This is a genomic window from Sinosporangium album, assembly GCF_900100605.1.
Classification (GTDB): Bacteria; Actinomycetota; Actinomycetes; order Streptosporangiales; family Streptosporangiaceae; genus Sinosporangium; species Sinosporangium album.
The window spans coordinates 175,352-196,808 of sequence record NZ_FNCN01000010.1 but is presented as its reverse complement, the minus strand read 5'-3'; the positions used below and the strand labels follow the sequence as shown (position 1 = coordinate 196,808).

The 21,457-nt window shown below is 67.8% G+C and carries 20 protein-coding genes; 13 read left to right on the top strand and 7 right to left on the bottom strand.

What is annotated here, in order from left to right:
* The first annotated feature begins 199 nt into the window (after nucleotides 1-199).
* From BLQ73_RS13055 to menC, 4 genes are all read left to right on the top strand, one after another.
* A complete protein-coding gene (locus BLQ73_RS13055; protein WP_093170692.1) occupies nucleotides 200-712 on the top strand; it encodes a hypothetical protein in 513 nt (170 codons plus the stop codon).
* A gap of 371 nt (nucleotides 713-1,083) precedes the next feature.
* Nucleotides 1,084-2,679: a PucR family transcriptional regulator gene (locus BLQ73_RS13050; protein WP_093170691.1), complete on the top strand. Its 1,596-nt coding sequence runs from the start codon at nucleotides 1,084-1,086 to the stop codon at nucleotides 2,677-2,679.
* Nucleotides 2,680-2,823: 144 nt separating this feature from the next.
* The gene (locus BLQ73_RS13045) at nucleotides 2,824-3,705 is read left to right on the top strand and encodes a GNAT family N-acetyltransferase (protein WP_093170690.1); all 882 of its coding nucleotides are present in this window, start codon (nucleotides 2,824-2,826) and stop codon (nucleotides 3,703-3,705) included.
* The gene (gene menC / locus BLQ73_RS13040) at nucleotides 3,702-4,811 is read left to right on the top strand and encodes an o-succinylbenzoate synthase (protein ID WP_093170689.1); all 1,110 of its coding nucleotides are present in this window, start codon (nucleotides 3,702-3,704) and stop codon (nucleotides 4,809-4,811) included. Before BLQ73_RS13045 ends, menC begins: the two co-directional genes overlap by 4 nt.
* A 647-nt stretch (nucleotides 4,812-5,458) precedes the next feature.
* On the opposite strand, the gene BLQ73_RS13035 is transcribed toward menC, so the two are convergent.
* The 7 genes from BLQ73_RS13035 to BLQ73_RS13005 form a co-directional block, all read right to left on the bottom strand.
* Nucleotides 5,459-5,704: a GvpL/GvpF family gas vesicle protein gene (locus tag BLQ73_RS13035; protein WP_245691045.1), complete on the bottom strand. Its 246-nt coding sequence runs from the start codon at nucleotides 5,702-5,704 to the stop codon at nucleotides 5,459-5,461.
* A 378-nt stretch (nucleotides 5,705-6,082) separates the two neighbouring features.
* A complete protein-coding gene (locus BLQ73_RS13030) occupies nucleotides 6,083-6,286 on the bottom strand; it encodes a cold-shock protein (protein ID WP_093170688.1) in 204 nt (67 codons plus the stop codon).
* A 221-nt stretch (nucleotides 6,287-6,507) separates the two neighbouring features.
* A complete protein-coding gene (locus BLQ73_RS13025) occupies nucleotides 6,508-7,128 on the bottom strand; it encodes a pentapeptide repeat-containing protein (protein WP_093170687.1) in 621 nt (206 codons plus the stop codon).
* Between the two features lie 122 nt (nucleotides 7,129-7,250).
* A complete protein-coding gene (locus tag BLQ73_RS13020) occupies nucleotides 7,251-8,465 on the bottom strand; it encodes an ABC transporter permease (protein ID WP_093170686.1) in 1,215 nt (404 codons plus the stop codon).
* Nucleotides 8,465-9,163, bottom strand: a complete 699-nt coding sequence (locus tag BLQ73_RS13015) for an ABC transporter ATP-binding protein (protein WP_093170685.1) — start codon at nucleotides 9,161-9,163, stop codon at nucleotides 8,465-8,467. The genes BLQ73_RS13020 and BLQ73_RS13015 overlap by 1 nt, the downstream gene beginning before the upstream one ends.
* A complete protein-coding gene (locus BLQ73_RS13010; protein WP_218125822.1) occupies nucleotides 9,160-10,185 on the bottom strand; it encodes a peptidoglycan-binding protein in 1,026 nt (341 codons plus the stop codon). Before BLQ73_RS13010 ends, BLQ73_RS13015 begins: the two co-directional genes overlap by 4 nt.
* 98 nt (nucleotides 10,186-10,283) lie before the next feature.
* Nucleotides 10,284-10,820, bottom strand: coding sequence for a hypothetical protein (locus BLQ73_RS13005; RefSeq protein ID WP_093170683.1), 537 nt, complete (start codon nucleotides 10,818-10,820; stop codon nucleotides 10,284-10,286).
* A 254-nt stretch (nucleotides 10,821-11,074) separates the two neighbouring features.
* On the opposite strand from BLQ73_RS13005, the gene BLQ73_RS13000 reads away from it, so the two are divergent.
* From BLQ73_RS13000 to cas6e, 9 genes are all read left to right on the top strand, one after another.
* Nucleotides 11,075-11,731 (top strand): response regulator transcription factor, encoded by a 657-nt coding sequence (locus BLQ73_RS13000; protein ID WP_093170682.1) that lies wholly within the window; start codon nucleotides 11,075-11,077, stop codon nucleotides 11,729-11,731.
* A complete protein-coding gene (locus BLQ73_RS12995; RefSeq protein ID WP_245691044.1) occupies nucleotides 11,728-12,993 on the top strand; it encodes a sensor histidine kinase in 1,266 nt (421 codons plus the stop codon). The genes BLQ73_RS13000 and BLQ73_RS12995 overlap by 4 nt, the downstream gene beginning before the upstream one ends.
* A 630-nt stretch (nucleotides 12,994-13,623) precedes the next feature.
* A complete protein-coding gene (locus BLQ73_RS12990) occupies nucleotides 13,624-14,238 on the top strand; it encodes a hypothetical protein (protein WP_093170681.1) in 615 nt (204 codons plus the stop codon).
* Nucleotides 14,239-15,106: 868 nt separating this feature from the next.
* Nucleotides 15,107-16,390 (top strand): CRISPR-associated endonuclease Cas3'', encoded by a 1,284-nt coding sequence (locus BLQ73_RS12985; protein WP_176955413.1) that lies wholly within the window; start codon nucleotides 15,107-15,109, stop codon nucleotides 16,388-16,390.
* Nucleotides 16,383-18,038: a type I-E CRISPR-associated protein Cse1/CasA gene (gene casA, locus BLQ73_RS12980; RefSeq protein WP_093170680.1), complete on the top strand. Its 1,656-nt coding sequence runs from the start codon at nucleotides 16,383-16,385 to the stop codon at nucleotides 18,036-18,038. The genes BLQ73_RS12985 and casA overlap by 8 nt, the downstream gene beginning before the upstream one ends.
* Before the next feature lie 30 nt (nucleotides 18,039-18,068).
* Nucleotides 18,069-18,734, top strand: coding sequence for a type I-E CRISPR-associated protein Cse2/CasB (gene casB, locus BLQ73_RS12975; RefSeq protein ID WP_093170679.1), 666 nt, complete (start codon nucleotides 18,069-18,071; stop codon nucleotides 18,732-18,734).
* Nucleotides 18,734-19,927 (top strand): type I-E CRISPR-associated protein Cas7/Cse4/CasC, encoded by a 1,194-nt coding sequence (gene cas7e, locus BLQ73_RS12970; protein WP_093170678.1) that lies wholly within the window; start codon nucleotides 18,734-18,736, stop codon nucleotides 19,925-19,927. Before casB ends, cas7e begins: the two co-directional genes overlap by 1 nt.
* A complete protein-coding gene (cas5e, locus tag BLQ73_RS12965; RefSeq protein WP_093170677.1) occupies nucleotides 19,927-20,634 on the top strand; it encodes a type I-E CRISPR-associated protein Cas5/CasD in 708 nt (235 codons plus the stop codon). The genes cas7e and cas5e overlap by 1 nt, the downstream gene beginning before the upstream one ends.
* A complete protein-coding gene (gene cas6e / locus BLQ73_RS12960; RefSeq protein WP_093170676.1) occupies nucleotides 20,634-21,323 on the top strand; it encodes a type I-E CRISPR-associated protein Cas6/Cse3/CasE in 690 nt (229 codons plus the stop codon). The genes cas5e and cas6e overlap by 1 nt, the downstream gene beginning before the upstream one ends.
* The last annotated feature ends 134 nt before the right edge of the window (nucleotides 21,324-21,457 follow it).

The window sequence follows — 21,457 nt, the reverse complement described above, 5'->3', positions numbered from 1 at the left end:
AACAACGCCATGCCGTACAGAGCTATACGCGGCTGTACGGATTTGTACGGAAAACTCGGCCGCTCTTCTCTCGGCAGGTGGCGGGCCCCGATCGTCAGAGCATCGCCGCCTTTATCCATACATGAGCTCCATATATGAGCTCCACGCATGTATCGACCACCGAGAAGATTTCACACTTCTCTCGCCCAAGGAGGGATCCATGCTTCGGAAAACCTGCCTTCAGGTGCTCGCGGTGCTGACCGCGATGCTCCTGTGGGCCCCCACGCCGGCGAGCGCCGACGCGCCCGCCCTGCTCTCGCGGAACGGGCCCGCGGCACGTGCCGATATCCCCATCAGAATCGTCAAGGTCTACGGTTACCGGACGTCCTTCAGTGGTCCGTGCGACAACTTCGGCTATCCCGTGGACGGCTACGGCCGCCGCATCCGGTGGCGCTTCCAGACCACTATCGACGTCCACAGCACGGCCATCCGGAACGGGTTCCAGTCGCTCGACTTCCGTTATCAATGGAGCAACGGCGGTCGCAGCAACTGGCGTCGGGTCACCTTCGACGAGGCCGGCCCAGATGGTACGGCGGTGCGCAAGACGTTCGACCGGAGTTTTGTTTTCCGCTCCTCCACTAGGTTTATGCAGGTTCGGGCGGAATATCCCAGTGGAACGTTCTATTCGAACATCCACTGGCTCTCCATCAGATGCACCCGCACATTCCGGTAGCGCGCTGTCGCCACCGGAGACGCGGTAGGTAGGCACCACCCACGCGGGGGACGCGCTCCCGCCGTCCAGGGGGCCGGACGGCGGGAGCCGCACGCCCGGCGGGGTCGCCCTGCCCGCCGGAACCCCGGTGGTGGAGGAGGGGAGACGGCCCGGGTTCTGGACGCCCCGGAGCACGACTACACCCGCAGGTTGGTGGCCTCGGTGCCGCCGACGCCGTCGTCAACAGGATTTCGGATGGGTTGTAATACTTCAGTTGGTAGCGGATGAAGTGTAAGGCGAGAGGGCTTTAGCCATATGTATGACCTGCTGCTAAGCCAGAGCACGCTCCACTGTGGAACGGTCCGCCGTGGACTCGCCGGGCGGCACACGCCATGACCGTCCACGGGCGCGTCACGCTCGGCGTGCTGGTCGACAGCCTCGGCCCCGACGTCGTCCAGGTGCTGTCCATGCCGCGCGGCAGGGAGATCCTGATCGGCGCCCCGGTCATCTACGACCCCGAGGAGCCCATGAAGGGTCTCGACGGCGCCGTGCTACTGGCCACCGGGCGGCCCTCCGCCCAGATGATCGCCCGGGCCGGCGAGGCCGGCGTCGCCGTCGTCGTGGTCAAACCGGGCTCCTGCGACGCGACCACGCTCGCCGAGGCCGCTCACGCCGCCGGCACGGCCCTGCTCGCCGCCGCCTCCGACCTGTCCTGGGGCCAGCTCTACACCCTCATCGACGCCCTGCTCGCCGTCGTCGCCCCCGCCACCGAACAGGTCGGGGGCGCGTCCCGCGCCCCCGACCTGTTCGCGCTGGCCAACCAGGTCGCCGTCCGCGTCGGCGGCGCGGTCGCCATCGAAGACCTCGCCATGAGGGTGCTGGCCTACTCCACCGTCGAAGACCAGAAGATCGACGAACTGCGCAGAGAAGGCATCCTCGGGCGCAGAGTTCCCGAACACCCCACCAACACCGGGGAGTACTCGGCGGTGCTGCGCGCCGACGGCGCGGTGTGGAGCTACGAGCCGGTCGAGTTCTACCCCCGGCTCGCCATCGCCGTCCGCGCCCACGGCGAGGCGCTCGGCACCATCTGGGCCGTCCAGTCGGAAACCCCGCTCGCCGCGGACGCCGCCGACATCCTCGCCGACGCCGCCCTCGCTGCCGCACCCCACCTCGCCAAGATCAGCCTCGCCGCCGACGAGGCCCGCCGCCGCCGTGACGAATGCCTCGGCCGGCTCCTGCGGGGCATGGGCCCCGCCAGGGGACTCGCCGCATCCTTCGGCCTCCTCCAGGACGAGCCCCTGACCGTCGTGACCATCGGCCCGCACACCGGGCCGTCCGACGCCTTCGCCGCCACCCACGCCGGCGACCTGCTCCGCACCGCCTACGCCTCCTACCGCATGCGCGCCGCGGCCGGCGCCGTCGACGGCCACGCCTACGCCATCGTGGCCGCCGACTCCGCCCTCCCGCTCCTACGCAAGATCACCGGCGACACGCTCGACCGGGTCGCCGACCGGATCGGAGGGCGGTGGCGGGCCGGCGTCAGCCGTACGGCGCCCTCCCTCGCCGCGCTCCCCGCCGCAGCCCGCCAGGCCGATGAGGCGCTGCGGGCCCTGTGCGGCCCGTTCGCCACCACCCAGGTCGGCGGGCACGCCGAACTCGCGGCGGCGCTGTTCCTCATGGAGGTGGATTCCTCTGTACGGGACACGCCGGCGAAGTACGGCGAGCCGCTGAACCTCATCGCCGACCACGACCAGCGGCAGGGCACCCACTACCTCCGCACTCTGCGCGTCTGGATGGCCGCGCACTACGACGTGCCGAAGGCGGCCGAAACGCTGTCCCTGCACCCCAACACCCTGCGCTACCGGCTGCGCCGGATCGGCGAGCTCATCGATCTGGACGACTACGACACCCGCCTGGTGCTCGGGCTCCAACTGCGGTTGCGCGACATCGCAGCGAACGACCGGCCAGACGACCGACCCGCCCCGTGATCGTCTGGGACATCGATGTGCAGTTTGTCCTGTTCTCTGATGAGTTGTGGTGGTAGTGGCGTGTAGCGGCCCCACAAAGGCGGACCGGCGAAGTTCGGCCTATGCGCCAAGGCGACGCGCGCGGCCCGGGGACATGCTGAGAACATGGTTGAACAGGTCGAACAGGTCGAACTCCTCACCCCGGACCCGGCCCCGGCCGAGGTCCGCGTCATCCCCCTTCACGGCACCCCTGACCTTCAGCGTGCCGACCGGCTGCTGCGCGATGTCTGGCAGACCCGGCCGGAGGACGACCCGCCGCTCGCCCTCGACATCATGTGCGCCCTGGCCCACACCGGCGGCTACATCGGCGGGGCCTACCTCGGGGACCGGCTGGTCGGCGTCGCGGGGGGATTCCTCGCGGAAGGAGCCACCCTGCACTCCCACGTCGCGGGCGTCGCGCACGACGCGCGCGGCAAGGGCGTCGGCCGACTGCTCAAGGCCCACCAGCGCGCCTGGGCCGCCGAACGCGGCCTGACCGCCATCACCTGGACGTTCGACCCACTCGTACGGCGAAACGCCTACTTCAACCTGGTCGGGCTCGGCGCCCGCGCCGTCGCGTACCTGCCCGACTTCTACGGGCCGCTCAGCGACGGGATCAACGACGGTGACGTCTCCGACCGGCTCCTCGTCTCCTGGCCCGTCACCCCCGAGCCAGACCGCGTATCCGAGCCAGACCGCGTATCCGAGGCGGTCGGCGTGTCCGAGGCGGTCGGCGTGTCCGGGGCGGGCCGCGACGGGCGGGACCCGGCGGAGGCGGTGGCGATCGTGGACGAGGCGGGAGCCGTACACGACGCCGGCGGCTCGCCGCTCCTGCGGTGCGCGACGCCGACCGACATCGAGGCCCTGCGCGTTCAGAACCCCGCCGCCGCCAAGCGGTGGCGCGCCGCTCTCGGCACGGCGCTCCAAGGAGCGCTCGCCGACGGCTACACCATCGACGGCATCACCCGCTCCGGCTGGTACCTACTCTCCCGCGGAGGAACCCCGTGAAACTCGAAGGCGTCGAACTCCGCCAGGTGGCGCTTCCCCTCGTCACCCCGTTCCGCACCTCCCTCGGCACCCAGACCACGCGCAACGCCCTCCTCGTGCGCGTCGTCACCGACGAAGGAGAAGGCTTCGGCGAATGCGTCGCCGAAGACGACCCGATGTACTGCCCCGAATACCTCGAAGGGGCGGCCGACGTGATCCGCCGCTTCTTCCTCCCGACTCTGTTCGGCCTCGACGACCTCGACCCCGCCGGCGTGGCCCCCGCCCTCAGCCACCTGCGCGGCCACCCCATGGCCAAGTCCGCCGTCGAGATGGCCGTCCTCGACGCCTGGCTCACCTCCCGCGGCATCTCCCTCGCCGCCCACCTCGGAGCCGTACGGCGCAGCCTCGCCGTCGGCGTCTCCGTCGGCATCACCGACACCGTCGACGACCTCCTCGACATCGTGGACAAGCACCTCAGCGCGCAGTACGCGAGGATCAAGCTCAAGATCGAACCCGGTTGGGACATCGAGCCGGTCCGCGCCGTACGCGAGACCTTCGGCGCCGACATCATGCTCACCGTCGACGCCAACACCGCCTACGAGGCGGGCGACATCCCCCACCTCGCCAAACTCGACGCCTACGGCCTGACACTCATCGAGCAGCCGTTCGACCCCGACGACCTGGACTCCCACATCCGGTTCGCGGCTCGGGTCGACACCCCGATCTGCCTGGACGAGAGCATCACCTCGGCCCGCGACGCCGCGGACGCGATCCGCCGCAGGGCCTGCTCGATCATCAACATCAAGCCGGGGCGCGTCGGCGGCTACCTCGAGGCCCGCCGCATCCACGACCTCGCCCGTGCCAACGGCATCCCCGTCTGGTGCGGCGGCATGCTGGAGACCGGCCTCGGCCGCGCCGCCAACCTCGCTCTCGCCGCCCTGCCCGGGTTCACCCTCCCCGGCGACATCTCGGCCACCGCCCGGTATTACGAAAAGGACATCACCGCCCCGTTCGTGCTCGCCGATGGTCGCCTCTCCGTCCCGCAGGGCCCGGGGCTCGGCATCGCGCCGCTACAGTCGAACCTGGCCGACCTGACGACCGCCACGGAGTGGATCGGTCGTAGCTGAGGGCCCGGCATCTGATGACCGGGGGCGCTTCACAAGAAACGCTGGAATTTCGCCTTTTGGTCACCAGGGGGACATGCGGCGTCGTCGTGCCGGACACCCGCGCCCGTGAGGGTTGTTCCCAACGCGCTGAGCGCGTGGAGGTCCACGAGCAGTGTCCACCTACTCCCGTGGTGCAGACCGGTAACGGTCCGGACCTCCACCTTCGGCCCCGGCCCGCCCTCACTGCAGGCGCGCCGGGGCCGGTCCTGTTCACCAGGCCGACACCGGCTCGCCACAGCCCCGCGGGCCGGTGCGCCGTACACCGGGGTCGGTCTTGTCCACGAGCTCGCCACCGGCCAGGGCGCCGCACACCAGGGTTGGCCGTACGCCGGGATGGCGACCGGCTCGCCGCGGCGCGGGGTGTCACGTCAGCGCGGTCAGGGCGCGGCGTGTCACGCCGGAGCCGGAGCCGATCATCGGGCCGCGTGTCGCGGCGGCGCCGGCCGCCGGTCACGCGTATCGCCGGAGTTCCGGAGTTCCGGTGCTTGGACAAGGGGCCGGCAGGTGGCCACCCCCGAGTCGGCCGCCCGAGTCGATGCCCCGAAACGGTCACGGACCGGAGTGTCGCGGCTGCGGCACCACGAAGTCGTACGGCGACAGCGGGCCGATCAGACGCAGGTCGATACGGCCGCACCACTGAGCTCGGTGAGGGACTCGTCGTGGTGCGGCGTCAGCAGTTCGTCGACGATCGCCTGCGGGCCCGCCGTCACCGCGCCGAACCGGAAGGGCAGCACCGGGGCTGTGAGCGAGGTCTCGTCGAGGAGCCGCTCGTGGGCGTTCATGTGTGGGTCCATGTGTGGGTCTTGGGAGTACGTCTCGATGGCGAGTCCTTTGTCGAGAACCGTGTTGATCACGTCTTCCGGTCCTGGCGCGGATGGATGCCCGGCCAGCCCTACCCGCCCAAAACCCGACGAAACACACTTTCGGGCGACATGGGGGTGGTGGAATGGTGGCGCAGATCCGACTTGTCGGCTCTGATCTGCGGCGACCACGTCGCCGCATCCTGCGGTCGGCCTTGCATATCGGGCGTCCTCGCCTGTGGGCCTCGTGTGGTGCGATTCACAGCGCCCGACGGACTCCGGCCCGCGACGCGGGCCGGCTTACCAGGCCCACTCGGGCCCGCCGGGTCAGCCCGAGTCCGCTCGGAACATGCGTCTGGCCCGCGCCTTCCAGGGAAGGCGCGGGCCAGAGCGTGGGATCGAGCCCAGACCTCTGGGCCGAAGGGAGTGTCCTTAGGCGGGAACGATGTTCTCGGCCTGCAGGCCCTTCTTGCCCTGGGTGATGTCGAAGCTCACCTTCTGGCCCTCCAGCAGCTCACGGAAGCCCTGGGAGGCGATGTTGGAGTAGTGAGCGAAGACGTCGGGGCCGCCGCCGTCCTGCTCGATGAAGCCGAAACCCTTTTCGGCGTTGAACCACTTCACGGTGCCGGTAGCCATATCAGTCTCCTTACCAAGGGGCGGAGCCGAAGCCGACCCTGTGCCGACTTCGCGTCGTCGCATTGAGCCCATCCGGAGATGACCGGCCAAAAACAAAATGCACCCGACGCCACATCCCGTCAGGTGCACACAAAGTTCATGGGTACCACAACTGCAACTGTTCGGCATGCTAGCACGTACTTCACCAAGACACGCAGGTGGCCGGTGGACTCGGCGTGTCGTCAGGTGGGGCTGACCTCCAGGCCGAGCGCCATCGCGATCACGGCCGCCTGGCCAAGGTCGATCTTGGCGCCCTTGAGGGAGACCGAGAGCGGATCGAGCGCCCCGATCTCGCTGCCGCGCAGATCGGCCCTGCTTAGATCGGCGGAGCGCAGCAGCGCCCCCGCCAGATCGACCTGCCGGAGCACGACACCCTCCCCCCGGAGCCCCGTCAAGTCGGCCTCGCGCATGCGCACGTTCGTGAACGAGGCCGTGCCCACGGGGGCACCCGGCATGCCGACGAACGACCAGTCGCCGCCGTCGACCTTCATCAGGTCGAACGTGCACCCGTCGAACATGCTGCCGACGAACTTGCAGCCGGTGAACGAGGCGTCGAAGAACGCGCACCGCTTGAACGTGCAGTTGAGGAAGGCGGAGTCGTGGTGCTCCGAGGCGTTGAACCGCACATTTCTGAACGTGCACTCGAAGAACACCGCGCCCCGGCTCGACGTCTCCATCATGTCGACGTCGTTGAACGCCACCTGCTCGTACTTCCGGCCCGACAGGTCGTCACACGACCAGTCCTCGGAGTCGACGCTCGAATAGGTCTCCGGCACAGGCTTCCCGTGTAGACGCTCCGCCATGGCAGGACACCACCTTCCATTCGATCCTGTGTTCGATCCATCTTACGCCTGCCGACACCCCACGAGACCAGGTTCGGAAAGACGTGTCGCTCTCCCCGCCGCACCGGGGAGAGCGACGGACCTTAGGGCGTCGTCAACGCCTCCGTGGGCGAGAGCCGGGAGGCGCGGATCGCGGGATAGAGCCCGGCGAGCCCTCCGATGAAAAGGGTCGCTCCCAAACCTCCAGAGACAGACCAGAACGGCACGGAGAACGGCCAGTCCTGGAAAGTCGAGTAGCCGATCGTGACCGCCGCCCCCAGCAGCACACCTCCGACTCCTCCCATGGCCGACAGCAGCAGCGACTCGGTCAAGAACTGCGTACGGACCTGCCCCCGCGTAGCTCCGAGCGAACGGCGCAGGCCGATCTCGGCCCGCCGCTCCAACACGGAGATCACCATCGTGTTGGCCACTCCGACCCCTCCCACCAGCAACGCGACCCCGCCGAGCCCGAGCAGAAGCCCGGTGAAGGCCGCTCCGGCGGCCCGCTTGGCGCTGAGCGCGTCCGACGGACGTGACACGTCGACCTCGTTCGCCGCCTGCGGGTTCGCCGTGGCCGCCAGGACGTTCCGTACGTTCTCCACCTGGTCCTCGTCGGAGCGCGTGAAGACCACCGTTGCGTACCCGTCGAACCCCAGGTAGCTCTCCGCCGCCTCCCAGCCGATCAGCGCCCCCGAGTCCAGCTCGGGCGCCAGCGCGACCGGGTCGAGAATGCCCACGACGGTGAACCAGACATCGCCGATCAGGATCTGGCGGTCAGGGTCGGCCCTGCCGATGCCGAGCCGCTCGGCCGCCGTCGCCCCCAACACGACGGCGGGATATCGCGCGGTGGCTCCGTTGAGCCAGGTGCCGTTGCGTACGGTGGCACCGATGGTGGCCGGCAGGTCGACACGTGCGGCGTAGGTCGCCAGGCCGCCGGTGTTCACAACGGGGATCTTGTCCGTACGGTAGATCTTCTCGCCCTTCACCCTGCCGACCGCCGACACCGAGGTGACCGGCCCGATCCGTCCGATCATCGCCTCGGATTCGGGGGGCAGCTTGGCATCCTCTCCGAACATGGTCTGGCCCGGAGTGACCGTCAGCAGGTTGGTCCCGAGCGCGGCGAGCTGCCGGTCGAGCTGCGCCTGAGACGACGCCGAGATCCCGACGACCGCGATCATCGCCGCGATGCCGATGGCGATTCCGAGCGCGGACAAGAACGCCCGGGTCGGCCTGGTGCGCAGCCCGACGCCCCCCACACGGACGATGTCCCGCACCCGCATACGCGCCGGGACGAGCCTGGGCGGGTCGACGACGGCCATCACGTCACCGCCGTATCGGCGAGGGGCACAGGCGTGTGGGCGGAGTCGCCGACCACTCGCCCGTCGCGCATCCGCACCTGTCGCGGCAGCCCGTCGGCCAGCTCCCGGTCATGGGTGATGATCACGATGGTGGTGCCGGCGGCGTGCAGTTCGCGCAGCAGCGCCATCACACCCGCTCCGGAGGCGGTGTCGAGGTTGCCGGTCGGCTCGTCGGCGAGCAGCAGCGGCGGGTCACCCATCACCGCGCGGGCTATCGCGACGCGCTGCCGTTCGCCGCCCGACAGCTCGTGGGGCTTGTGGTGCGTACGGTGCCCCAGCCCGACCCGCTGGAGCGCCACCTCCGCCCTGCGGCGCCGCTCGGCCAGGGGGACGCCGCCGTACAGCAGCCCATCGGCGACGTTGTCGAGGGCCGACATCCCCGCCGCCAAGTGGAACTGCTGGAACACGAAACCGATCCGGCTCGCCCGGAGCGCGGAGAGCTCCCGGTCGGACAGACGTGCAATGTCGTATCCGTCGATGGACACCGTGCCCGAAGTGGGCCGATCCAGCGTTCCCAGCACGTTCAGCATCGTCGACTTGCCGGAGCCCGACGGGCCCACGATCGCCACGAGCTCGCCCGACTCGATCGTGAGCGATACCCCGGATAGGGCGTGTACGCCACCGGCGTACACCTTCGTCGCCTCAGAGAGCTTGATCATTTCGGTATTCCCACCGCCACGCCCTCGGCGAGATCCCCACCGCTGACCTCGACCCTGCCCGAGGCGAACAATCCAGTCTCCACCGGCACGAACTTGCTGGCCCCACCGGACACCACCTCGACGCCGTAGCCCCCCTCGGAGAGGGCGACAAGCGCCGAGACCGGCACAGTGAGCACGTTCTTCCTGGAAGAGGCGGTAAACGTCACATCCACCGCCGCCGCATCGAGCCCCCGCGCGGCTTTGCGCGACAGCGAGACGATCGACTCGATCTTGGTCTCCGCCTCGCTGCCCTGGCCCTGAGCCGGCTGGATCACTGTGTAGACATCGCGGATCCTGCCGGCGGCCTCCTTGCCGTCCGGAAGTTTGATCGTGACTTTCGCCTTCTCCTTGGCCAGCCGCTGGTCGGAGACATCCATCTGTACGGTGACCACCCTGGACGTCCCCGTGTACGTCAAGACCGCCTGGGCCGGTGCGGCCGGCTGGCCGGCCGTCGCCTCCACACTGTCCACCCGCACCGCGCTCGGCCGGAACACCACCCGGCCGAGCTCGACCCTGCCGGTCTCCTCAAGCCCCAGGTCGTCCTGCCATTCCTGGACCGCCTCGGCGGTTTCCCAGTCGTATTCGTCGTCGACCGTGAAACCGCCGTAGCCGAGAGCCTTCAGATTGCTTTCGAGCTGTTTCACGTCGCGCCCCTCGACCCCCGGAGCCAGTTCCCGGTACGCCGCGAGCGAGCCGTACATGAGAACCACCGGAGTGTTGTCCACCCTGTAGAGCGGCTTTCCACGCCGGACCACATCACCGCTTCCCGGCACCCATGTCACGGTGCCGGAAAGGCGGTTCACCAGAGAGGTCGTCGGCCCGTACCCCAACGAGCCGCTGATCGTCTTTGTGTCGTGCAGCGTCTGCCTGGTCACCTGAGCCGTCGCCGGAGGCAGCCGCGCGCTGCTCTGCTCGCCCTCGCCCCCCTCCCGCGAAAGCAGAATGAACGTGCCGCCCGCTGTGGCCGCGATCACCACGGCCACGGCCAGAGCACCCCATGCGCGCCCCCGCGAGCGGCCACGTCTCCCCTCGGGACGGGTGGGCACATCTTTGACACCGTCGTTCGCCATGGCCTACCCGATCAGGACTGAGGGGCGAGAGCAGGCAGGGGGGATTCGCACTTCTTCTGCGCCGCCGGGAAATCAGGGTCCTTGCTGATCTCCGGAGTGATGAGCAGCCCCTGCCCCTCGGGGTCGGGGAACTTCTCCACCCCGTTGGCCCGCATGCACTGGGCCATCTTCACCATGTTCTCGGCCATCTGGGGATCCTGCTTGGCCCCCGGCCCGCTCATCGGCGAGTGCTTCTGGCACTTCTGCTGGGCGGCTTCCACGATCGACTTGTCCTGGCCCCTCATGTCCATCCGGAACCGGCCGCCGTCGCTCGGGTCGGGGTCCTCCATCTGCACGCCGTTCTCCCGCATGCATTGGACGAACTTCAGAATCTTCTCCTCCGGCTTCAACTGCTCCTCGCCTCCACCCGCAGGCGCACTGGCATCGGCCGCCGGCGTGTTCCCGGCAGAGGCGATCTGGGCCTGCGGCTTGTCCGTCCCGCACGCGGTCAGGGCCAACAAGGCCGCGAACGGTACGGCGAGCACGGCCGTGCGGAGTTGACTACTCATGGTTGGTTTCCTTTTCTGGCGCGGCTTCTGACGGGGCTTCTGACGCGGCGGCGCGAATGCCTGCCGCTTTAACCGGGAAGTCAACCCGCATCGCCGTTTCACCCGTGTTTCGAAGCGTCCGCCGGCCGCGAACTCGGCATTGCCGGTGCTTTACAGTTGCGAAACATCAGGTGAGAGACCATTGGGGCGCAAGGCGGGAGACGGGGCCGCCGGTCGGGAGGCGGCCGATCGGGCCGCGCGCGGAGGGGGCAGCCGTGAGGGTGCTTGTGGTCGAAGACGAACCGTTGCTCGCAGGCGCGATCGCCGAGTGGCTGCGCGACGAGGCGCACGCCGTGGACGTGGCCCACGACGGCGCGGGCGCCCTCGAACGGCTCGACGTCAACGACTACGACGTCGTGGTCCTCGACCGCGACCTGCCCGTGGTGCACGGCGACGACGTGTGCCGCACCCTGATCGCCTCCGGATCGTCCGCGCGTGTGCTCATGCTCACCGCCGCCGCCGAGATCGACGACCGGGTCACCGGATTATCGCTCGGCGCCGACGACTACCTGCCGAAGCCCTTCGCCTTCCCCGAGCTGGCCGCCCGCGTCATGGCCCTCGGCCGCCGTTCCCGCCCCGCCGTACCCCCCGTTCTGCGGCGAGGGGAACTCATCGTGGACCTCGCCCGCCGCGAGGTGTTCCGCGGCGGCAGATACGTCCACCTCTCCAAAAAGGAGTTCGGGGTGCTGGTCGAGCTCCTACGCGGTGAAGGAGCCGCCATCTCGGCCGAACACCTCCTGGAGAAAGTGTGGGATGAGAACGCCGACCCCTTCACCGCGGCCGTGCGCATCACCATGCTCCGACTACGCAGAAAACTCGGCGACCCCGCGGTCATCGAAACCGTCACCGGTGTGGGATACCGCCTCCCGTGACCGCCGGCCCGACCTCCCGGCGCCGCCGCGTACGGCTGACGCTGCGCATGCGCCTCACCCTCGTCTACGGCGGCCTGTTCATCGTCTCCGGGTTGTTGCTGCTGGGGGCCACCGCCGTACTGGTCGGCGAACGGCTGCCCCGCGTCATCAGCCTTATCGCCACCAGCCCGGACACCCTTCCTCCGGCCCCGTCGGAGCTCGATCAGAAGGTGCGCATTGTCCAGCCCGACGGAACCAAGACACTTCCTCCCGGCGAGGCGAAACAATTCATCACCGAGCGGGAAAGCAACGTGCGCGACGCCACGAGAAGCTCTCTCCTCACCTATGGAGGCATCGCTCTGGTCATGGTCAGCGCCACCGCCGTCGGTCTCGGGTGGCTCATCGCCGGCCGCGTCCTCGCCCCACTGCACCGGGTCACCGAGACCGCCCGCCGCATCTCCCGCGCTCCCGACCGCAGCCTTCATGAACGCATCGCCCTCCGCGGCGCCGGCGACGAGGTCAAAGAACTCGCCGACACCTTCGACACCATGATCCAGCGCCTCGGACAATCCTTCGAAGGACAGCGCCGATTCGTCGCCAACGCCTCCCACGAACTGCGCACCCCCCTCACTCTCGGGCGCGCACTCGTCGAAGTCGCCATGCATCGCAGAAACGCCTCACCGGACCTCGTCCAGCTCGGCGAAACCCTCCTGGAAATCAACACCAGACACGAGAAACTCATCAACGGCCTGCTCCTGCTGGCCCGTTCCGACCAGGAACTCGCCGAGCACTCCCCGGTCGACCTGGCCGATGTCGTCTCCCACGTCGTGGCCCACGCCGCCGCCGAGGCCGCCGACGCCCAAGTCACCCTCCACCAGGAGCCCTGGGAGGCGCCCACCTGCGGAGACCCCGTACTGCTGGAACGCCTCGCCCAGAACCTCGTCGAGAACGGCATCCGCCACAACACCGGCGAGAACCGCTTCGTGCGCGTCTCCAGCCGTACGATCTCCGGCGACCGCGTCGAACTCCAGGTGAGCAACAGCGGCCCCCTCATCGCCCCCTACGACATCCCCGGCCTTTTCGAACCCTTCCGCCGCCTCAACACCGACCGCCTCGTCACCGCCAAAGGCGTCGGCCTCGGCCTGTCCATCGTGGCGTCCGTCGTCCACGCCCACGGCGGCACCGTCGCCGCCCACCCCCGCCCCGAAGGCGGCCTGATCGTCACCATCACCCTGCCCTACCACGCGTTGTTGGGAAATGATTGGGTGCCGCAGAACGCCTGATCCGGATTTGAATCACCTCAAAGAAATACGTGATTCAGACGGGTGGCACAATTGCCCCTGAGCCGGCTCATCTTTCGACCGCTCATCTTTCGAACCGGCGGCGATTCCTGTTCGCCGTCTGCTGAATTTGCTACGGGGATAATTCGCGGGGTTGCCACGGCCGTGTCGGTTAGCATTTTTCCATGGAACCTGTGCCGATGACCTCCTCCGTATGGCAACTGCCGTTCCCGGTCGGTCATTCTGGGGACGTTCAATATCGACCTACAGGGAGCAGGCGATCGACTCCTTTCACCGGGTCGCCGCATTGGATGTGGATGTGTTTTGCCTTCCGCATGGCGAGCCGTTTATTGCGGAGGGGAGAGCGGCGCTGAGCGCTGCTACTCCGGAGAGCGACTGGCTATAATCCACAGCTTTGCCGTACTTTTCAGAAAGTTCGGATATATCGACATGCGTGGCAGGTGGGGGGCGAAGGGCGTATAGCGATCGGGTTTGTGGGGTCGGAAAACATAGGATCCACCTTCGGAAGGTGCGTAAGCGGCTGAAAAATATTTGGTCATAGTGCAGAATTCACGGGCATCGGTGAAAGGCTGATCCTCAGTCAAATCCACCCAAGTCCGGAGGAAACATTTCGTGAATGCCGCCAAAGCGCTGCTCGTGACACCTGCTCTGCTGATCGGATTCGCCGTCGCTCCCGAGGCCGCAGCCGCCGCACCCGGCGACTCGCGCATCCCGTCCCTGAGCACCGGCTGCCTCAAGCCGGCCGTTCCGCGCGGCACAGTGCGTGAAGACCGCCCGCCCCTGGGCGGCAACGCCGTCAAAGGCCTGCACATCGGCTATCTGCCGAAAGGCTTCACCCTGGGCACCCGCACATCCGGCAAACACGAATACGGTTACGCCTGGACCAACGCCCGCGACGACACCGACCGCGCCCGCCGTGCCCTCTGGGTGCGCGTCGTCTGCTCACCCCACCTGAAGACTCTCACCAGCCTGGCCAAACTCCCCGTCGACATCGGCACCTTCACGCGCATGGCCAGACCAGCCGAGATCGGCGGCCGTAAAGTCCTCGTCCGCAAAGGCGACGGCGCCCTCGGCCCCGGCACCTACCTCGGCTGGATCGAACGCCCCGGAATGGCCGTCACCGTCATGGCAAGCCCCGCCCTCAAAGGCCACCTGAACAGAATCGTCAAAGGCATCAAAGCCACCAAGCCGAGCCCCGCCAAACCGGCCCGCCCGGCCGACCGATAACCCAACGGCCGTGCCGTCCGCCCACACGCGTACGGCACGGCCATGCCTATGTGGTCCCCCGAAGACGGAAACGACCGCGGTCTACGTCGAAACCTTGGAGACCGAATCGAAAGTCCTGTACGGCTTGCGCCGTACCCACTCGGTTCAGTCACGTTCTCCTTCCAGCGGCACCTGACCACAGGACCATCCCCGCGTACGCGGGGAGCACGGCCCACCTGCAACGCATGCGTTGAACCGGCGGACGGACCATCCCCGCCTGAGCAGGGAGCATGATGCATGGCGTCAGGCCGTTCTCGGATCAGAGGGACCACCCCCGCGTGCGCGGGGAGCATAGGCCGTTCGAGAACCTCGGCCACTCGGGTGAGGGACCACCCCCGCGTGCGCAGGGAGCACCACGGGCGATGGTGAGCCAAAGGCCACTTCGTGGGACCACCCCCGCGTGCGCGGGGAGCACCACGGCGATGCGCGGGCCGGGGTGCAGGGCCAAGGACCACCCCCGCGTGCGCGGGGAGCACCCTTGCCGACCTGCGGCGTTGTCACGGGTGAGCCCAGAAAATAAGCACTTTCGTTGGGTCGGACATTTCGGGTGTGGAGTGGATGGGTTGGGAGGGCACAGCGTTAGCGTGCACGTCGGGGAGCCGTCGGGCAAGTCGTTCTTCCGGGGAGCCCCGGGGGCAGGAGGCCGTGTAGGGCGATTTTGCGGTATAGGCGATGGCCCTGGGATGATTTGTTCCATTTACCTGCTTCGTGGATGCCTGGTGGCCAAACAAGCTCAATGGTGTTTGTCCAGCGCTCCGCGCGACCCATTAATCCAAGAAAAATTTCGATTTCCCGGAAAACGTCGAGGTCTCTGCCCTTAAATATCGTCATGCCTGACGACGAGCGGCCTGGCCGTTCCTTCAGCAAAGGGTTGTCGATAGCCGCCCGGACGGTCTGGGCCAAACATGACCGGCGAACCGATGGCTGGCTGCCTTTGTGGCGGCACATGGCCGATAGTGGTGCGGTGGCCGCCCTGCTATGGGACGGATGGCTTCCCCTTCAAATTCGCCGACTGGTCGCTGAGTCTCTTCCCAACGGAAATGGCGACGCTCGTCGGCTCGCCACTTGGCTGGCCATGGCTCATGATATCGGCAAGGCGACCCCGGCCTTCGCCTGCCAGGTGGAGGTATTGGCCGACCAAATGAGGTTGGCCGGTCTGGACATGCCCCATCAAAGGCAGATGCCTGACCGCAAGCTGGCCCCGCATGGTCTCGCCGGTCAGGTGTTACTGCAAGAGTGGCTGGTCGACCGGTACGGCTGGAGCCGCTCGGCCGCCCTCCAATTCGCTGTCGTCGCCGGGAGCCATCATGGCATTCCGCCGACACACTCAAATATTCAAGCATTAAACGTTCACCCGGATCTCCTCCGTACACATGGATGTGAATCCGTCTGGAAAAATGTCCAGCACGAGATCCTCGACCGAGCCGCCGTGGAAAGCGGAGTTGAAGACCGACTTGCCGACTGGGCGAAGGTCAAGCTTCCGCAGCCTGTGCAAGTGCTGTTGACCGGTTTGGTTATTGTGGCCGATTGGATAGCCAGCAATGCCGACCTCTTTCCCTATTTTCCGGAAGCGGGCGGGACCGCCGACGGCGAGCGCATTAAGGCGGCATGGAGCGCTCTCGATTTGCCGGAACTCTGGCAGGGGATCGACCCGACCGAAGAACCGGCCGACCTGTTCGCCGCCCGCTTCGACTTCCCGCCGGGGTCGTGTGTTCGCCCGGTTCAGGAGCGTGCCGTACGGCTTGCGCGGTCGATGCCGGCTCCGGGGCCCGTGCAGCGCCGGGCCGACGGCTTGCCGGCCACTGTGCCGTGGCTGGCCGAGGGGCACGGAGGGGTGGAACTGCCCACGGACGTCGCACCCGAGCAGAAAGTTGCTCGTATCATCGGTTCCTGCGGATTGCGGTTATCGCATCACTTTTCTATCCCGGCAACGCTTGATCGGGCAATTGAGGAATTAGAGGAGGAATACCTTCCTGCCTGGCAAACCAAGGAGTGCTATTGGCTGGCCGGAGAATTGATCTTGACTCTCGACGAAAATTGTCGGAGGCGACTGGCAGGCTATGAACTCCGCTACAGTTCCGCCGATGGCTTGGAGGTAACTCGTCATGAGTAGCATCGCTCCGTCCTCTTTTGACCTGACGCATCGCCCCTGGGTGGTCGTGCAATATCTGCATGGCGCGGAGGCGGAACTGTCACTCACGGAGGTTTTCGCCAAAGCTCGTGAATTGCGAAGGATCGTAGGTGATGTGCCCACACAGGAATTCGCCATGCTGCGGCTTCTCCTGGCGATCCTGCACGACGCGCTCGACGGCCCTCGCGATCTCGACGAGTGGCAGCAGCTCTGGGACAGCGGCTTTCCGCTGAAGCGCCTGGGCGACTACCTCGACGAGCACAGCGATCGATTCGACCTCCTGCACCAGGAGACCCCCTTCTTCCAGATCGCGGGCCTGCGCTCGGCGAAGGACGAGGTCGGCACCTTGGACCGCATCGTCGCCGACGTGCCGAACGGCGTCTCGTTCTTCACCATGCGCGCCCTCGGCGTCGACCGGCTCGGCTTCGCGGAGGCGGCGCGCTGGCTCGTGCACGCCCACGCCTATGACACCTCCGGCATCAAGACCGGTGCCGTGGGCGATCCCCGCGCCAAGGGAGGGAAGGTCTACCCCCAGGGGGTCGGGTGGTGCGGCAACCTCGGCGGGGTCGTGGTGGAAGGGAACGACCTCCAGGAGACGCTGCTCCTCAACCTGATCACCTTTGACACGGCCAACCTCCGTGTCGACCTCGACGACGACATGCCCACCTGGCGGCGCCCGCCGTCCGGGCCGGGGCCACTTCACCCCGTCGAGCTCAGCAGACGGCCGACGGGGCTGCGCGATCTCTACACGTGGCAGTCCAGGCGCATAAGGCTCGCCCACGATGGGGAGGGCGTCGTCGGCGTCCTCCTCGCATACGGCGACGCTCTGGCCCCCCAAAACCGCCACCTGCACGAACCTATGACGGGGTGGCGGCGCAGCGCCGCCCAAGAGAGGAAACTCGGCCTGCCCCAGGTCTACATGCCGCGTGAGCACGACCCCACCCGCAGCCCGTGGCGCGGCCTCGGCGCGCTCATCGCCGGCCGTGCCGAAGGGGCCGAGCAGCGCGGCGAGGCGGCTGCGTTCGTCCGGCCCCGCATCCTCGACTGGGTCGCACGCCTGACTGTGGAAGGCGATTTCACCCCGGACTTCCTCATCCGGGCACGGCTCTTCGGCGTGGTCTACGGCACGCAGCAGTCCGTCGTCGACGAGATCATCGACGACGCCGTGGTGATGCCGGTGGTGCTGCTGCACCGCGAGAGCAGTGTCCTCGGCCAGGCCGCGATCGACGCGGTCAACGATGCCGAAACGGCCGTGACCGTGCTCGGCGACCTCGCCGCCGACCTCGCCAAGGCCGCCGGCGCCGCGGCCGATCCGGCCAAAGCGGCGGCGCGAGATCTCGGCTTCGCCACGCTCGACGGACCGTTCCGTGACTGGCTCGCGGCGCTCAGCGTGCTCGACGTCCCCATCGAACAGAGATCGGCATGGCAGCGGCGGACGCATCGGATCGTGAGCCGTCTCGGTGACGAGTTGCTGAGGTCGGCCGGTGACGCCGCCTGGGAAGGCCGCGTCGTCGAGACCAAAAAAGGTCAGGACATCTGGTTGACCGCCTCCTACGCCGACCTGGCATTCCGCACCCGGTTAAGCCGAGCGCTGCCCATGGCCACCCTCAATGAACCTGTAGGCAAATGACAACGAACAGCACCACGTGGAGGTGCGGTCATGACGCACGACGTCCGCGAAGTCGCGGAAAGGCTCGTCGGCGATGTCGCCGGCGCTTTCATCGCGGAGTTGCAGCACGGCTACCTCGCCGACAGGAGCCCCAGTGTGGGGGCTCTCGCGCGGCTCCGGCGCGGTGCCGGAAAACTGCCTGAGGACATGCCGGATCTGTGGGGCATGACCGGCACAGAGCGGCTCTACGCAGACCATTCACTGCCTGATCGCGAAGCGCTCAGGGCCGAGGCCGCCCTGTTCCTGGCAGTCACCCTCTACGCCCTGCACCAGCAGTCACGCTCCGACCGGGGCATGCACCGCACGGGCGTCGACCTGGGCGCGGCCGTGCGCAGACTGATGCCCGGGGCCATCGACGAGCCGATCCGCCGGCGCTTCGTCCGAGTGGGCACCGCGGGCACCAGAGAGACACTGGCCTACCGGCTTCGCGAGGTCGTCTCCCTGCTGCGCCGCGAGTCCATCCCACTCGACTACGCGTTGCTGGCCAGGCAGCTCTACCAGGCTCAGCTTCCCGGCGGATTACGCCGCGTGCGCCAGAGATGGGGGCGGAGCTTCCACGCCTATCGCCCGGACGAAGGCGGGGCCGAGCCCCGGCCGTCCACGGCACAACCCCGTGTCCCCGCCGGTGCCGTACTCAACGACAAGGACGACGGCTGATGACCCGCACCATCCTTGATCTCCACCTGCTGCAGACCGTGCCCCCAAGCTGCCTCAACCGTGATGACACCGGCACTCCGAAGACCGCCGTCTACGGTGGGGTGCGCCGCGCCCGCGTCTCCAGCCAGGCGTGGAAGCGCGCCACCAGGCAGGGTTTCCACCACCTGCTCGACCCGAGCGAGCTCGGGGTCCGCACTCGCCGCGTCGCCGAGCTGCTCGCGGTGCGCATCCTCGAACTCGACGCCACGATCCAAGAGTCCGAGGCGTGGGCGCTCGCCGCCGCCACCGTCCAGATCGCGACCGGCTCCAAAGTGGAGGTGCGCAAGCGCAAGGCCGACGCGGCGAAAAGCGACGGGCCGGAACCCGCTCCGGAGTCGAAATACCTGATGTTCCTCAGCGCCCACCAGGTGGATGGTCTCGCCGAGATCGCCGCGAAAGCCCACGGCGCCGACAAAGACTACTTTAAGGACAAGGCGCTCAAAGACCAGGCCAAGAAGATCGCCAATAGCGGCCACTCCGTCGATATCGCCCTGTTCGGCCGCATGGTGGCCGACGGCGCGGACATCAACGTCGACGCCGCAGCGCAGGTCGCGCACGCCATCAGCGTGCACAGAGTGGAAAACGAGTCCGACTACTACACCGCTGTTGACGACTACAAAGAGAGGGAGTCCGACGACCTCGGAGCCGGGATGATAGGCACGGTCGAGTTCAACTCCGCCACCCTCTACAGATACGCCGCCGTCGACGTCGACCTGCTCCACAAGAACCTCGGCATTGGACTCCGCGAGGAGGAGCCGCTCACCGAGCCCGTGCGCCGGGCCGTCGAGGCGTTCGTGCAGTGCTTCATCACCTCGATGCCGACCGGCAAGATCAATACGTTCGGCAATCACACGCTCCCCGACGCCGTCGTGGTGAAACTCCGTTCATCCCGTCCGATCAGCTTCGTCGGGGCTTTCGAAGAGCCCTGTCACGCCACTGAGGAGACCGGCGGCCACGTGCGGCAGGCGGCGGAGGCCTTAGCCTCCTACATCCCCGAGGTCGAACGGGTCTACGGCGTCGAGGAGGACGCACAGACCTGGGTGCTCCGCGTCGGCACGAACACCGGGGCGCTGGCCGACCTCGGGGTCGAACTGCCCTTGCCCAAGCTGGTCACAGCGGTCGGCGCAGAGGTCGCCCGGAGGCAGGGCTCCTGATGAGCGTCCTGCTGATGCAGCTCGCCGGCCCCTTGCAGTCCTGGGGGGCGTCCTCGCGCTTCGCCCGGCGGTCCACCGAATCCGCGCCCACCAAAAGCGGCGTGATCGGTCTGCTGGCCGCGGCGCTGGGGCGCGAGCGCACCGACGACATCGCCGACCTGGCGGCGCTGCGTTTCGGCGTGCGTGTCGACCAGCGTGGCACTCCGCTGCGTGACTTCCACACCGCCCACCACTTCAGCGGCGGTGAGGCCATGCCCGTCTCGGAGCGTTTCTACCTGGCCGACGCCGTCTTCGTCGCGGGCGTCGAAGGCGAGACCGACGTCATCGACACCCTCCACAGGGCGCTCCGCCAACCCCGCTTCCTTCCCTATCTCGGGCGTCGGTCATGCCCGCCCTCGCGGCCGATCGACCTCGGCGTTCACCACGACCAGACGTTGGAGGAGGCCCTGAGAGGAGAGCCGTGGCACGCCGCCCCCTGGCACCAGCGGCGGCGTCGCGCCGAGCCTCGAATCGAAGCGGAGCTCCTCCTTGAGGCCACCGCGTCGGACGGCCCGACCGACAGCCTGCGCGACCAGCCACTGAGCTTCGACCCGCGACACCGCCGCTACGCGCTCCGCGGCATCCGCCGCGCCCCCAGAGCCATACTCATCAACCCCGCCGCACGCTCGATGCCCCACGACCCCCTGTCCGTCCTCGGAGGTGCCTAGTGCATCTGACCCGGTTCCGGTTCAACACCGCGCGGCTCGGCAGCCGCCGACTGCTCTCCTCGCCGCAGATGCTCCACGCCGCGGTGCTCTCCTCCTTCGCCGACCTGCCCAAGCAGAGAGACGACGGCTCCAGGGTGCTGTGGCGCATCGACAGCACCAGCCGAGCCGAAATCCACCTCTACATCGTCAGCCCCGACAAGCCCGACCTCACCCACCTCGTCGAACAGGCCGGATGGCCCGCGACCGGACGCTGGGAAACCCAGGACTACGGGCCCTTCCTGTCCCGGCTCGCCTCCGGAGACCGATGGTCCTTCCGGCTGACCGCGAACCCCGTCCACTCCGTCCGCTGCAAAGACGAGCAGCCGACCAAATGGACGGCGCACATCGGCCACCTCCACCAGATGCGCTGGCTACTCCAACGCCAGGAGCGCTCCGGGTTCACCGTGCTGGAGAAAACCGCCGAAAAGCGTGTCACCCCCGACCGCGACCAGCACGAACTCATCGTCCACGACCAGCGCACACTCGCCTTCCGCAAGTCCGGCAATGGGAAACCGGTCACCCTCGTGACCGTGACCTACGACGGCCTCCTTGAGGTCACCGACCCCCAAGCCCTCCGGCGCACCCTCATCCAAGGGCTCGGCAGAGCGAAGGCGTACGGCTGCGGCCTTATGACCCTGGCCGCGAGGTGACACGTGTCCACCGTCGGCAAGCGCGGCAAGTCATCGCTGCCCTGATCCGCCGCCCCAAGGACAAGGTCGGCACCCCCACGCCCTCAACGACGCGCGGGGATGGGCCCCCATCTGGTCTCGTGGAGGATGGCCGG